Origin of the sequence: Luteibacter sp. 1214, assembly GCF_031455395.1 — a bacterium.
GTDB lineage: Bacteria > Pseudomonadota > Gammaproteobacteria > Xanthomonadales > Rhodanobacteraceae > Luteibacter > Luteibacter mycovicinus.
Genome location: NZ_JAVDSQ010000003.1, coordinates 113,552 through 126,174, shown reverse-complemented (window position 1 = coordinate 126,174; position 12,623 = coordinate 113,552). Strand labels below are relative to the sequence as shown.

Genomic DNA, 12,623 nt, shown 5'->3' with positions numbered 1-12,623 from the left:
GACATCCGAGCTGGAGCGATTCATGGTCAACCGTCGACGTTTTCTGCAAGGGATGGCTGCCTTCACCGCCATCGGTCAGCTAGGCTCCCTCACCGCGCTGGCCGGTGGCGTACAAGAAAGCCTGAAAACGCCACCATCCGGCGGCGGCACCGTCGGTGACAGCGTCTTGCGTTACGTCGACGTCTTCGTCGGCACGGGCGGTCACGGTCACACCTATCCCGGTGCCACCCGACCGTTCGGCATGGTCCAGCTGAGCCCGGACACGTACAACGCGCAGTGGGATGGTTCGTCCGGTTACCACCAGGGCGACGGCTCGATCATGGGCTTCTCGCACACCCACCTGAGCGGTACCGGTGCGGCCGACATGCTCGATTTCCTGGTCATGCCCTCGATGGGCCCCGTGCTGCTGCAGCCTGGCGACCGCGATTTCGACGGCGTCAATTACGTATCGCGCTTCGATGCGAAGAAGCAGGGCGACGGTAAGCCCGAGAAGGGCTATCGCAGTGGCGTAAAGGGTTACCGCTCGCACTACACCGGCGAGCAGGCCCACCCGGGTTACTACCGCGCCAAGCTCACCCGCTTCGACATCCTCGCCGAACTGACCGCGACGCTGCGCGCCGGCATCCATCGTTATACGTTCGGCAAGGAAGGCGACGCGCACATTCTGTTCGATCTGGCGCATGGCTACGGCGATGCGATGGACAAGCCCGCCAACGTGACCGATGCCGAGCTGACCCTGGTCGGTAACGACACGCTGGTCGGCGGTCGTCGCGTATGGCAATGGGCCTCCGGCCGGGTGATCTACTTCGCGATGAAGCTGTCGCGTCCCGCCGCCAGCGTCACGTTGTACGACGAGGACAAGGCGCTGCCCAAGGGGTCGACGACGGCGAAGGGCAATCACCTCAAGGCCGCGTTGCACTTCGACAAGGCCTCATCCGAGCCCCTGCTGGTCAAGGTCGGTATCTCCGGCGTGGACATCGACGGCGCGATGCGCAACCTGGACAACGAGATTCCCGGCTGGGACTTCGACGGTGTTCGCGCGTCGGCCGAGGCCGAGTGGATCCAGGAACTGTCGAAGATCCGCATCGAATCGTCGTCGGACAAGATCAAGCGGACGTTCTACAGCTCGCTGTATCACACGATGCTGGCGCCCACGGTTTTCAGCGACTTCGACGGGCGCTATCGTGGCATGGACAAGGCCGTGCACACGTTGCCTGAGGGGCGGCACAACTACAGCACGTACTCACTGTGGGATACCTATCGGGCCGAGCACCCGTTGTTCACGCTCTACCAGTCCGATCGCGTACCCGACCTGGTCGACGGTCTGGTCCGTCTCGCGGTGGAAAGCCCCAGTGGCGCACCGGTCTGGCCGCTGCAGGGGATCGAGACGGTCTGCATGATCGGTTATCACTCCGCCGTGGTCGTAGCGGAGGCGCAGGCCAAGGGCTTCAAGGGTATCGATTACGCCAAGGCCTGGCCGGTGTTCCAGCGTCGTGCCATGCAGGACGATTACTTCGGCCTGACGTACTACCGCAAGCTCGGCTTCATTCCCAGCGACAAGGAAGGCGAGGCCGCCAGCAAGACGCTCGAGTACGCGTACGACGACTGGGCGGTAGCGCACATGGCCGACGCTCTGGGTCACGCCGACGAGGCGAAGCTGCTGCGCAAGCGCTCGCAGAATTACGTCAACGTGTTCGACAAGGACATGCAGTTCGTTCGTCCGCGTGCGGAAGACGGCTCATGGCTGCAGCCGTTCGATCCCATCGCCATCGGGCATTCGAAGCGCTGGCGCGATTTCACCGAGTCCAATGCCTGGCAGGCTACGTTCCTCAATCAGCACGATCTGTACAACTACATGCGGCTGTTCGGTGGTGAGCAGGCGTTCGAGGCCAAGCTCGACGGTTTGTTCAATGCCGATCCCACGCTGCCGGAAAACGCGCCGCCGGATATCGCCGGCATGGTGGGCCAGTACGCCTTTGGCAACGAACCGGGGCACCACATGCCCTACCTGTACGCTTACACCGGTGCGCACCACAAGACCCAGGCGCGCGTGCGCATGCTGCTCGAGACCATGTACCTGCCGGAGCCCGATGGCCTTCCGGGCAACGAAGACTGTGGCCAGATGAGCGCGTGGTACATCATGAGCTCGATGGGTCTGTATGCCGTGGATCCCGTCAGCACCCACTACGTTTTCGGCAGCCCGCTGCTCGATCGTGCGGAAGTGCAGGTGGGTGCGGGCCGCACGCTGGTGATCGAGGCGAAAGACAACGGACCCGGGCGCCCGTATATCCAGTCGGTGTCGTGGAACGGCAAGCCGTGGACGAAGAGCTGGATCGCCCACAAGGACCTCGAGGCGGGCGGCACGCTGAGCTTCGCGATGGGGGATAAGCCCAACGTCGAATTCGGCAAGGCGCTTGCGGACCGCCCACCATCCTTTGGTAGCGCCCCCAGCGCGTAAGGCTTTGCCGCTAACGGCGGGAGCGACCGTGATGGCGATGGGGTGCTTGTGGAAGCGCCCCATGTCATTCGTAATCTTCACGTATGTATAGACGTCCAAACCGCAAAGTGTGACACCTGCACCGAAACATCCCGCGCCATGGGTCCACCATCGAACGACCCTACAACGCAGGAGTCACGCTCATGCAGCCATCGAAGCGCTTCGGCGCTCGCGCGCTCATCATCGCCTCGCTCGTCGCCGCGGGGCCCACATTTGCCGACACGGTGAACTCGTATCAGCAGAACGGTTACACGCTTACCGTGACCGACAAGAATTCGGGCATCGCGCAGTCCACCGTCGATACCATGATAAGCACCTTCTTCACGATCTATCCCAAAGAAGCGGCCGACTTCAATCCGAATACGTCGAAGACGGTGAACATCGTCCTCGATCCGTCCTACGACGGCGTGGCCGCGACGGCTAATGCGACCGAGACGTACGGCGCGGCGTACATGATCGCGAATCCGAACGACACCGATACGGTCACACATGAGTCGATGCATATCGTGCAGGACTATGGGCAGCAGAATATTCCCGGATGGCTGGTCGAGGGTATCGCGGATTACGCGCGTAACCGCTATGGGGTGAACAACGCGGCCGCGGGCTGGTCGCTACCCGATTACGCCCCCGGGCAGAACTACACCGACAGCTACCGCATCACCGCCCGGTTCCTCGTGTGGGTCGAGGAGCATCACGCGGGAACCGTGCAGGGTCTTGACGCGGCGTTGCGCGGGCGGTCGTACACCGACCAGACCTGGGCACAGCTGACGGGCGCGGATGTCGATACGTTATGGGCGCAGTACACCGCGTCGCCTGGCATCTGACCCCATTCACGGCGGCTAGACCCCCGTAACGACACTCTCCTCGCGCCGGAAGGGCCGGCGGGGGAGGGTTTTCAGACATGTCTTACGCCGGGCGTATGTATCTTCGACTGTTCATGCCGAGCCTTCTCGCCTTCGGTACGGGATCGTTGGCCGCTGGCGTGACCCGGGCCGCCCAGCAGACGCCGGGCGATTTTGGACTGGTGTCTCTTTATTCCAATCTGCCCGCCTGGCTCTTCGCCGGCGGTCTTTTCGTGGCCGTCGGCTCGGCTGCCATCCAGTTGCTGAGGCTGCGCCTCTGGGACCGCGGCGTCATCGCGGGTTGCTACGTCTGCGGCTGCCTGCTGGCGTCTCCGCGGGCGGCACGCCGCGGGCTTGGGACGACGCGCGAATGCATGGGTTGCGGCAAGGTGCATGGCACCAACCACCGGCTGCTGCCGACCGTGGTGCCGCTGGCGGTGGCCGTTAAGGACGGTGCCAGCGCGCCGGTCAGGAGCGTACGTTCGTTACCGTGATGCGGTGACCCACCCGCTCCAGCAGCGCGCGAAGCGCTTCGGCGTCCTCCACACGGGTGTCATCCTCCAGGGACAGCCATAGCGTGTCGCCGGAAAGGCCATGCACTTTCTCATTGAATTCGACCTCGATGGCGAGCTTGCCACCGGGCTGGACGACCGATACCCGGAAATTACGTGACTGCACGCGCTGGTTACCCCTGGTGAACTGGCTGTCTGTGTGTCCGGTGCATTTTAGCGGGCCCGGCGAGGAAAATGCTGTTCGCGTACGGTGACGCGTGACCCACGACACGTTCACCCGCCCACGACGGCGCCTCCTTGTAAATCCATGGCACGAGGAGAAGCCCTATGCTGCAACTGAATCCGCCGCTGCCCATGAATACGCCGAAAGGCGAGGGATTTGCCCATTTCCTGCTCGACTATGGCCCGGAGTCCGATCTGTACTGGACGGTGTTCATCACGGCCACGGGTGAGATCTGGACATTCGCCAATCGCGAAGTCCGCGCTTCCAAGAACATCACACTGGGGCGCACCTCGCCATCCGTACCGCGTCAGGCCCCGCCGCGTCGCCAGGCGGAAGGCCGGGAACCGGGCGTGCTCCCCTTCGCCGTGGCTGACGCTCCGGTCTGACGCCCTCGTCCGCACGGCATAGATCGTGTGGCGATCTGTGCCCCGGTCGATACCGATGTCACATTGGACCTGCAGGGTGCGCCACTCCGGCGCGGTGCCCGACAGGGGGCGTGATGCAAACGGATCAACGGTTGCCTGCCATCGTGATGGGGCGTGGCCCCACCGCACTGGGCATTCTGCGCAGCCTTCATCTGGCCGGCATCCCTGCCTATGTCGCGTGTCCGCCGGACGACATCGTCACGCGATCGCGCTATTTCAGGGCGTTACCCGGCTGTCGGGGCTGGGACGGTAGTCCGGGGCCGCAAGCCATCGAGGCACTGGCGGCACTGCCGCTGGCCCGGGCCGTGATCATCCCGGGTGCCGACGATGCCGCGCTGTGGCTCGCCGATCTTCCGCACAGCGTGCTCGGCTGGCGTTTCCTTGCAAGCACCGCGCGACGTGATGCGCAGGCCCTGCTTCAGGACAAGTCACTGTTTGCCGGCTATCTGGCGGCGATCCATGTGCCACATCCGCGCACCTTCCGTCTGGCCGACGCAGCGGACGTGGAGGCGATTCCGTTCGAAACCCTGGACAGGGTCTTCCTCAAGCCGGTCAATTCGCAGAAATTCAGTGATGTCACGGGCGTCAAAGGCGTCTGGGTGCAAGGACGGAGCGCATTGCGTGATGCCTGGGCCCGGTTCCACGCGCAGGGGTTTCGCGTCATGGCGCAGGAGTACGTTCCCGGCCCACCCAGCGAACATTTCTTCATCGACGGGTTTCGTGACGGGCAGGGCGCGTATACCGGGCTCTTCGCCCGTCGTCGCCGCCGGATGTCGCCTCCGGACTTCGGCAACAGTTCGTGCTCTCAGGCCGTGCCGCTCGCGATCGTGCCGGACGCGGTGCGCAGCACCTGTCGCGTCCTCGATGGACTGGACTACCGGGGCATCTTCAGCGCGGAGTTCAAGCGCGATGCGCGCGACGGCGCGTTCCGCCTGATCGAGGTGAATACGCGCGCCTGGACCTATGTGGAGTTTGCGGCGCGCAGCGGCGTCAACGTCTGCGAAATGGCCTGGCAAGACGCGCAGGGCCTGCCGGTCAAACGCGCGACGCGTGCCTATCGCGACGGCGTCGCCTGCGTGGACCTGTATCACGATATCGCCAGCATTCGTTCTACCCCGGCGGCCAGGCATCCGGGCTGGATCCGCCTGCTGATGGAGTGGGTCGGTGCTGATCTGCACGTGTTCCGCCGCGACGATCCATGGCCTGCATGGCATTTCATCCGCGGCCTGCTGCGTAAACGTTTCGGTTTGTCAGTCGGCCCTGCCGAGCGGGGCGGCGACATCTTCGAGGGACCGTCGCTCGGCGGCGATGCCAAGTAACCACGCGGCTGCGGCCCCGATCAGCATCAGCGAAGCACCCAGCGCGTAGCCCCAGCCGATGGACATGCGCTCGCCACTGCCGATGAGGCGGCCGAACAGCCACGGGCCGGCGACGCCGCCGAGTGCCGTGCCGAAGGCGTAGAACAGGGCGATGGCCAGGGCGCGCAACTCCAGTGGGAAGCTCTCGCTGACGGTGAGGTAGGCCGAGCTGGCGGCCGCGGAGGCGAAGAAAAACACGATGCTCCAGGCGATCGTCTGCGTTCGCGCGTCGAGGTGGCCGTGGACGAAGAGCCAGGCGGTGACGAACAGCAGCAGTCCGGACAGTGCATAGGTCGCCACGATCATCGTCCGCCGGCCCAGCGTGTCGAACAGCCGTCCGAGCAGGAGCGGGCCGAGGAAATTACCGGCGGCGAATGGCAGCAGATAGAGACCGACATCCGCATCGGCCACGCCGTAAAAGCGGCCGAGCACCAGCGCATAGGTGAAGAAGATCGCGTTGTAGAAGAACGCCTGCGTGGCCATCAGTACCAGGCCCAGCACGGTCCGCTTCGGATAGACACGGAACAATGTACGGGCAACGTCCGCAAGGGTCAGTCCGCGCGGACGCAGACGCAACCGTGGCAGCGGTTCGGAAGGGGGAGCGACGTCGAGGCGTTTCTCGATGTCGGCGACCACGGCCTCGGCCTCCTCGATGCGACCATGAAGCATCAGCCAGCGCGGGCTCTCCGGAATCCAGTGCCGCAGGAAAAGAATGCCCAGGCCCAGCACGGCACCCAACCCGAAGGTCAGTCGCCAGCCGATCTCGGCCGATACCCAGCCCATGTCGAGCAGGCCTACGGCGGCGAGCGCGCCCAGTGCGGCGCCGATCCAGAAACTGCCATTGATGACCAGATCCGTGTGGCCACGATAGCGTGCCGGAATCAGTTCCTGGATCGCCGAGTTGATGGCGGCGTACTCGCCGCCGATGCCCGCGCCGGTCAGCGCGCGGAAGATCACGAAGGTGAGGAAGTCCGGTGAGAAGGCCGTAGCGGCCGTGGCCGTCAGATACAGGCCCAGCGTTACCGTGAACAGCTTCTTCCGCCCGAGTCGGTCGGTAAGCCACCCGAAGAAAAGCGCGCCCAGCACGGCACCGACGAGATAAAGGCTGCCCGCCAGTCCCACCTGACCGTCGGTGAGGTGGAGGACCGGGCTGGATTTGAGCGCGCCGGCGATCGAGCCGGTAATGGTCACCTCGAGCCCGTCGAGCACCCAGGTGATCCCGAGGCCAACGGCCACCAGGGTATGAAAGCGCCCCCAGCGCAGCCGGTCGAGCCGCGCGGGAACATCGGTCTCGACGATACCATCGGGGAGCGTGGCCTTGGGATCCATGCTCCGACCGTACGAGGCAGGAAGTGGTCATTCCGTCAGCGCGGCACGCGGTACCCGCCCGGCCTGCCGTGCGGCGACAGGGTCAGCTGCCACAACTGGTCGCGGCGGCTGCGGAAGACACCGGCGGAGCAGCCCAGGTAGAAATTCCACATCCGGCGGAATCGCTCGTCGTAACGTGAGGCCAGTTTTGGCCAGGCCGCCTCCACGTTGGCACGCCATGCCATCAGCGTGCGGTCATAGTCCGCGCCGAAATTGTGCCAGTCCTCCACGATGAAAAGCCCCTCGAGCGCGCCAGCCACCTGGCTCATCGAGGGAATCACCGAATTGGGAAAGATGTACTTGTCGATCCATGGGTCCGGCCGTCCCGGTGCGCCGTTGCTGCCGATGGTGTGCAGCAGAACGAGGCCATCCTTGCGCAGGCAGCGTCGGGCCACTTCGAACCACGTGCGGTAGTTCTTGCCGCCGACGTGCTCGAACATGCCGACCGAAAGGATCGCGTCGAAAGGCTCGTCGAGGTCGCGGTAGTCCTGCAGGCGGATCTCGACCGGCAGGCCGTGGCATAGCTCACGGGCGTAGGCGGCCTGCTCCTTCGAAACGGTCACGCCCACCCCGCTGACGCCGTAGCGCTCGGCGGCGAACTTCAGTGCCTCGCCCCAGCCGCAGCCGATGTCGAGGATGCGCTGGCCGGGCCGCAGGGCCAGCTTTCGGCAGATCAGGTCGAGCTTCGCTTCCTGCGCGTCATCCAGATTGTCGGCGTGCGCCCAATAGGCACAGGAATACACCATGCGTTTGCCAAGCATCGCCTCGAAGAGATCGTTGCCCAGGTCGTAATGACGTCGTCCGACGTCCCAGGCGTGCGCGCCCCGCTGGCGGTTGATCAGCCGCGCCCTGAGATGCGTCATCAGGGTGTCCAGCGTGAGCACCGACTCGTCGAGGTGCGACGACAGCACGCGAGCGAAAAAAGCGGGCAGGTCGCCGACATCCCACCAGCCATCCATATAGGCCTCGCCAAAACCGAGCGTACCGTGGGCGAAGACACGCGCGTAGGTGCGCTCGTCGTGGACCACCAGGTCGGTCGGGCGTTGTCCGCCGAGCGTGATGCCGGCTTTTTGCAGGAGGATCTGTGCACGTGCCTTGAGGGAAGAAACATCGTGAGCCATCGATGGAACTCCTTTGGATCCTCGTCAAACGTGGCGAAGCACTCCGCGGGCAATCGTCAGCCCGGCAACCGTCATTCCGATCGAACCTATCAGGTGCAGTGCGACATGCGCGGCGAACCAGGCGTATTGCTGCCGCAGCAGCAACCCGGTGGATTCCGCCGAGAACGTCGAGAACGTGGTGAGCCCGCCGAGAAAGCCGGTGGCGATGAGCAGACGCAGTTCAACCGGCAACGTCTGGAAGTGGTCGAACACGCCGAGCGTGACGCCCATCAGCAGGCCGCCGGCCAGATTGGCGCAAAGCGTCCCGAGCGGGATGTTGGGAACGAGGGCATTGAGCGCCACGGCCAGCCACCAGCGCAGCAGGCTGCCCACGGCGCCGCCGATCCCCACAGCAAGAAATCCGCTATAGCCCATGTGACCCTCGATGCGATGTGGCGGTTCGATTATGGGGCTTTGCGGTGAGCCGGGCGAGGGGATCGAAGGCTTGCCGCTATACTGATCGTTCCCCTGAACGCCATGGCCGCTCCCATGACCTCCGCGACGCGCGACCCGAGGCGCTACCTGCCGTTTCTGCTGGCCGCTCTGTCGATGATCGGGCCGTTCTCGATCGATGCGATCTTTCCGGGCTTCCCGGACATCGGCCGCGACTTCGGGGTGGGCGCCGTCGCTCTCCAGCAGTTGCTGAGCGTCTACCTGCTGGCATATGCGGTCATGAGTCTGTTCCACGGCGCGTTGTCCGACGCCTATGGCCGTAAGCCCGTGATCGTCATCGCGATGGCTGTCTACACCGTGGCGTCCGTCGGTGCGGCCCTGGCGCCGAGCTTCAGCTTCCTGCTGGGTTGCCGCATCCTGCAGGGTCTTTGCGGCGGCGCCGGCATCGTCGTGGGTCGGGCCGTCGTGCGTGACACCATGCACGGCGAAGAAGCCCAGCGCATGATGTCCAAGGTGATGATGATCTTCGGCGTGGCGCCGGCCATCGCGCCTATCGTCGGCGCGTGGCTGCTGGGCATCGATGGCTGGCGCGGCATCTTCTGGGCGCTGACCGGCTTCACGACGTTGCTGACCCTGGGCGTCTCGTATTTCCTGGTCGAGTCGCATCCGCCTGCGCATCGCACGGTATTTCGTCCGCGACCGCTGTTGCGCGGCTATAGGGCGATCCTCAGCGACCTGCCGTTCTGGCCACTGGCGATCGCGGCGTCGGTCAATTTCTCCGGTTTGTTTCTCTATATCGCGTCGGCGCCGCATCTGATTCGCGACCTGCTGGGTCTGGGCGCGAGCGGGTTTCCGTGGCTGTTCGTGCCGGTGGTCAGCGGTATGGTTGCCGGTGCCTTCATTTCAGGGCGCGTCGCGGGAAGGGCCAGCGCGGCCCGCACCGTGTCATGGGGCTATGCGTCGATGCTGTCGTCGTGCGCGTTGAACCTGATCCTGGCGGTGACGCTGGATCACCCACGGGTGCCGTGGTCGACGCTGCCGCTGGCTCTGTATGGGTGCGGGGTGCAGTTGGCCTTCCCGACGCTGACGTTGTTGTTGCTGGACCGTTTTCCTGAGCAGCGCGGCGGCGTGTCATCGGTCCAGGCGTTCGGAAGTCTGATCCTCACGGCTCTCGTGGCCGGCGTGCTTTCGCCGGCGCTGTCCGACAACATGCTGACTCTTGCCATCGGCGCCACAACGATCTGCCTGATCGGTCTCGCGGCATGGATGTGGTACGTCTCGCTGGAGCGCCGCCGCCTGGCGCGTGCGAAGGCCGGGGCGGCGTCGAGCGTGGTTTCGCAGATCGAGCGCAACGAACCGGGCTGAGTATCGGCCCGGCGGCAGAATGGGGGGGAGCACGTTCAGCCTCGTGCCGCGTCCAGTACATTCGCCACTTCCGCATGGCCTGTGGACCTCAACAATACGGCGACGACGGCGAAAGCCGAGCCCAGGATCATCGCGAGGCCGGCGAGAGCCATCAGCGCCAGCTGAAGCTTTGTCGGGACCGTTGACAGTTTCTGGTGGATAGATGAAAAGTTGGCATCCATTTTCTGGTAGACAGCAGCGAAGCCCGCATCCATTTTCTGGTAGACGGCAGCGAACTGCTGATCGACAGCAGCGAAGCCCGCATCCATTTTCTGGTAGACGGCAGCGAATTGCTGATCGACAGCAGCGAAGCCCGCATCCATTTTCTGGTAGACGGCAACGAACTGCTGATCGACAGCAGCGAACCCCGCATCCATTTTCTCGTAGACAGCAACGAATTTCTGGTCGACGGCAGCAAATCCAGCGTCCATTCTCTGTTGGGTGGAAGCGAATTCCGCGTCCATTTTCTGGCCGATGGATCCGAATCCCGCGTCGCTCGATTGTTCTATGACGGTGAGTCTCTTATCTATCGAATGGAGCTGGTCCTTGATGGCGCGCGTGTCGCCCCGCATCTCATCCAGGTCGCGGCGAATGAACTGGCTGTCGGTTTCCAGGCGGTCGATTCTTTTTCCGATATCGCCACCGTGAGACGACGTAGCAGCTGCGACGCCGCCCGTGTTGCCGCGAGCGGGGGGAGTCTCCCGTGGACCGGGGATGACGTACTTCATCGTTGTTTCTCCATTGCCGACAGGCTCACGCACCTCGAAACCCCGCGGATGTCTCCGCGGTAACGTCGGGCGATGCCTGATCCAAGGCTAAGGGAGCCGATCCGCCTTTAGAATCGGATAAATCTGAAAAAAGCGCCTGGTTTGTGCCAGTTAGTCGACAGGCAGTCCGCGGTCACGGAGAAACGCGCGCGCTTCAGGCGCGTCCTGCTCGAACCATGCGAGCGTGGAGCCCAGACGATAGGTGTAACCCCAGCGATCCATGTCTTCCATGATGCGTGCACTGCCTACCGAGGGAAGGTGTCCGCCGAGCACGATCTGCAGGTAGCAGGTGGCGTCCTCTTCCTCGATGGAATCCGTCGCATCGGTGTGGACGAGCGCACGCTTGTCCTCCGGCAGCACGATGAGGTGGCAGGCTTCGTGGAGGAGGGAGTGGACAGGGGTGTCGGTGCGCGCGTAGACCGTCGTGCCGATGATGCCAGCTTCGGTGTCGCCCCAGTAACTGCCCGGTATGGCTTCGCCGAGGGAGACCTCGACGAGGCTGAGGCCGAACCCTTTCAGCAGCTGGCGCGGTTCGTCGAAACCGATGTCGCCGACGCGGAGGACCGCGTCGGCGGGATCGGCCGGACTCATATCGCGGACTTGCCGTCCGGCAAGGCGACGGAGAGTTCGAGTACTTCGTGGCCGCTGTCACGTTCGAGCGTCACGTTGACTGCCTCGACGTCGACGTTGACGTACTTGCGGATCACTTCGAGCAGCTCGTTGCGCAGCAGCGGCAGGTAGTCGGGACCGCCGCGCGTCGAGCGCTCCTGGGCGACGATGATGCGCAGACGCTCTTTGGCGACGCCGGCGCTCGGTTCGGGTTTACGCTTCAGGAAATCGAGGATACCCATGCTCAGCCTCCGAATACGCGCTTGAGGAAGCCCTTCTTGACCGGCTCGAGGAAGCGAAGCGGACGCTCTTCGCCCAGAATGCGCGCGACGGTGTCCTTATAGGCCGCACCCGCGTTCGAGTTGTCATCCAGGATGACCGGCACGCCCGCGTTGGACGCGGCGAGCACGTTCTCCGATTCCGGGATGACGCCGACGACGTTGATACCGAGGATTTCCTCGACGTCCTTCACGCTGAGCATCTCACCGGCTTCGACCCGGTTCGGGTTGTAGCGCGTGAGCAGGAGGTGCTGTTTGATCGGTGCCTCGCCCTTTTCCGCACGACGGGTCTTGCTCGAAAGCAGGCCGAGGATGCGGTCGGAGTCTCGGACCGAGGAGACTTCCGGATTGACGACCACGACGGCATGGTCGGCGAAGTACATCGCCAGGTGCGCGCCCTTTTCGATGCCGGCGGGGGAGTCGCAGACGACGAAGTCGAAGTTTTCCTTCGTGAGTTCGTCGAGGACCTTTTCCACGCCTTCCTGAGTCAGGGCGTCCTTGTCGCGCGTCTGCGAGGCGGCGAGCACGAAGAGGTTTTCGTGGCGCTTGTCCTTGATCAGCGACTGCTTGAGAGTGGCTTCGCCGTGAACGACATTGACGAAGTCGTAAACCACGCGCCGCTCGCAGCCCATGATCAGGTCGAGATTGCGCAGGCCGACGTCGAAGTCGATGACGGCGACTTTCTTGCCCTGCATGGCGAGGCCGGTGGCGAGGGAGGCGCTGGTGGTGGTCTTGCCGACTCCGCCCTTGCCGGAGGTGACGACGATAATTTCTGTCAAGAGATGTC

At 64.1% G+C, this 12,623-nt stretch carries 14 protein-coding genes; 6 read left to right on the top strand and 8 right to left on the bottom strand.

Annotated elements, in window-relative coordinates; translation table 11 throughout:
* The first annotated feature begins 22 nt into the window (after positions 1–22).
* From J2X57_RS08975 to J2X57_RS08965, 3 genes are all read left to right on the top strand, one after another.
* Positions 23–2,458, top strand: coding sequence for a GH92 family glycosyl hydrolase (locus tag J2X57_RS08975; RefSeq protein WP_309866024.1), 2,436 nt, complete (start codon positions 23–25; stop codon positions 2,456–2,458).
* A gap of 182 nt (positions 2,459–2,640) precedes the next feature.
* Positions 2,641–3,321, top strand: a complete 681-nt coding sequence (locus tag J2X57_RS08970; protein WP_036115599.1) for a basic secretory protein-like protein — start codon at positions 2,641–2,643, stop codon at positions 3,319–3,321.
* A gap of 77 nt (positions 3,322–3,398) precedes the next feature.
* A complete protein-coding gene (locus tag J2X57_RS08965) occupies positions 3,399–3,833 on the top strand; it encodes a hypothetical protein (protein ID WP_036115597.1) in 435 nt (144 codons plus the stop codon).
* Here J2X57_RS08965 and J2X57_RS08960 read toward each other — a convergent pair.
* Complete coding sequence (locus J2X57_RS08960) at positions 3,808–4,017, bottom strand: hypothetical protein (protein ID WP_036115595.1); 210 nt, start codon at positions 4,015–4,017, stop codon at positions 3,808–3,810. The genes J2X57_RS08965 and J2X57_RS08960 overlap by 26 nt on opposite strands.
* 161 nt (positions 4,018–4,178) lie before the next feature.
* Between J2X57_RS08960 and J2X57_RS08955 the strand changes: the two genes are divergently transcribed.
* Together J2X57_RS08955 and J2X57_RS08950 are read left to right on the top strand one after the other, a co-directional pair.
* Positions 4,179–4,460, top strand: coding sequence for a hypothetical protein (locus J2X57_RS08955; RefSeq protein ID WP_197056550.1), 282 nt, complete (start codon positions 4,179–4,181; stop codon positions 4,458–4,460).
* Positions 4,461–4,573: 113 nt separating this feature from the next.
* Entirely contained in the window at positions 4,574–5,818 is a 1,245-nt protein-coding gene (locus tag J2X57_RS08950; protein WP_156108792.1) for a hypothetical protein, read from the top strand.
* Here J2X57_RS08950 and J2X57_RS08945 read toward each other — a convergent pair.
* Genes J2X57_RS08945 through crcB form a run of 3 tightly spaced genes read right to left on the bottom strand, consistent with a single transcriptional unit; the run spans position 5,750 to position 8,760 of the window.
* Positions 5,750–7,186 (bottom strand): MFS transporter, encoded by a 1,437-nt coding sequence (locus J2X57_RS08945; RefSeq protein WP_043692583.1) that lies wholly within the window; start codon positions 7,184–7,186, stop codon positions 5,750–5,752. The two genes, J2X57_RS08950 and J2X57_RS08945, sit on opposite strands and share 69 nt — an antisense overlap.
* A gap of 35 nt (positions 7,187–7,221) precedes the next feature.
* Positions 7,222–8,346, bottom strand: coding sequence for a cyclopropane fatty acyl phospholipid synthase (gene cfa / locus J2X57_RS08940; protein WP_309866013.1), 1,125 nt, complete (start codon positions 8,344–8,346; stop codon positions 7,222–7,224).
* 24 nt (positions 8,347–8,370) lie between these two features.
* Positions 8,371–8,760 (bottom strand): fluoride efflux transporter CrcB, encoded by a 390-nt coding sequence (gene crcB / locus J2X57_RS08935; protein WP_079522472.1) that lies wholly within the window; start codon positions 8,758–8,760, stop codon positions 8,371–8,373.
* Positions 8,761–8,874: 114 nt separating this feature from the next.
* Here crcB and J2X57_RS08930 point away from each other — a divergent pair, with 114 nt between their 5' ends.
* The gene (locus J2X57_RS08930; RefSeq protein WP_309866009.1) at positions 8,875–10,143 is read left to right on the top strand and encodes a multidrug effflux MFS transporter; all 1,269 of its coding nucleotides are present in this window, start codon (positions 8,875–8,877) and stop codon (positions 10,141–10,143) included.
* A gap of 35 nt (positions 10,144–10,178) precedes the next feature.
* Here the strand turns inward: J2X57_RS08930 and J2X57_RS08925 are convergent, their stop codons facing one another.
* The 4 genes from J2X57_RS08925 to minD all read right to left on the bottom strand — a co-directional run bounded on the left by J2X57_RS08925 (position 10,179) and on the right by minD (position 12,615).
* Entirely contained in the window at positions 10,179–10,910 is a 732-nt protein-coding gene (locus J2X57_RS08925) for a hypothetical protein (RefSeq protein ID WP_309866007.1), read from the bottom strand.
* A gap of 150 nt (positions 10,911–11,060) precedes the next feature.
* Positions 11,061–11,540: a hypothetical protein gene (locus J2X57_RS08920; protein ID WP_036115581.1), complete on the bottom strand. Its 480-nt coding sequence runs from the start codon at positions 11,538–11,540 to the stop codon at positions 11,061–11,063.
* Positions 11,537–11,800 (bottom strand): cell division topological specificity factor MinE, encoded by a 264-nt coding sequence (minE, locus tag J2X57_RS08915; protein WP_036115579.1) that lies wholly within the window; start codon positions 11,798–11,800, stop codon positions 11,537–11,539. The genes J2X57_RS08920 and minE overlap by 4 nt, the downstream gene beginning before the upstream one ends.
* 2 nt (positions 11,801–11,802) lie before the next feature.
* The gene (minD, locus tag J2X57_RS08910; RefSeq protein WP_036115578.1) at positions 11,803–12,615 is read right to left on the bottom strand and encodes a septum site-determining protein MinD; all 813 of its coding nucleotides are present in this window, start codon (positions 12,613–12,615) and stop codon (positions 11,803–11,805) included.
* Positions 12,616–12,623 lie beyond the last annotated feature (8 nt).

Bases quoted from the DNA above. Each gene is read 5' to 3' on its own strand.
- J2X57_RS08975 (WP_309866024.1), top strand. From the start codon at position 23: ATGGTCAACCGTCGACGTTTTCTGCAAGGGATGGCTGCCTTCACCGCC.
- J2X57_RS08970 (WP_036115599.1), top strand. From the start codon at position 2,641: ATGCAGCCATCGAAGCGCTTCGGCGCTCGCGCGCTCATCATCGCCTCG.
- J2X57_RS08965 (WP_036115597.1), top strand. From the start codon at position 3,399: ATGTCTTACGCCGGGCGTATGTATCTTCGACTGTTCATGCCGAGCCTT.
- J2X57_RS08955 (WP_197056550.1), top strand. From the start codon at position 4,179: ATGCTGCAACTGAATCCGCCGCTGCCCATGAATACGCCGAAAGGCGAG.
- J2X57_RS08950 (WP_156108792.1), top strand. From the start codon at position 4,574: ATGCAAACGGATCAACGGTTGCCTGCCATCGTGATGGGGCGTGGCCCC.
- J2X57_RS08945 (WP_043692583.1), bottom strand. From the start codon at position 7,186: ATGGATCCCAAGGCCACGCTCCCCGATGGTATCGTCGAGACCGATGTT.
- cfa (WP_309866013.1), bottom strand. From the start codon at position 8,346: ATGGCTCACGATGTTTCTTCCCTCAAGGCACGTGCACAGATCCTCCTG.
- crcB (WP_079522472.1), bottom strand. From the start codon at position 8,760: ATGGGCTATAGCGGATTTCTTGCTGTGGGGATCGGCGGCGCCGTGGGC.
- J2X57_RS08930 (WP_309866009.1), top strand. From the start codon at position 8,875: ATGACCTCCGCGACGCGCGACCCGAGGCGCTACCTGCCGTTTCTGCTG.
- J2X57_RS08925 (WP_309866007.1), bottom strand. From the start codon at position 10,910: ATGAAGTACGTCATCCCCGGTCCACGGGAGACTCCCCCCGCTCGCGGC.
- J2X57_RS08920 (WP_036115581.1), bottom strand. From the start codon at position 11,540: ATGAGTCCGGCCGATCCCGCCGACGCGGTCCTCCGCGTCGGCGACATC.
- minE (WP_036115579.1), bottom strand. From the start codon at position 11,800: ATGGGTATCCTCGATTTCCTGAAGCGTAAACCCGAACCGAGCGCCGGC.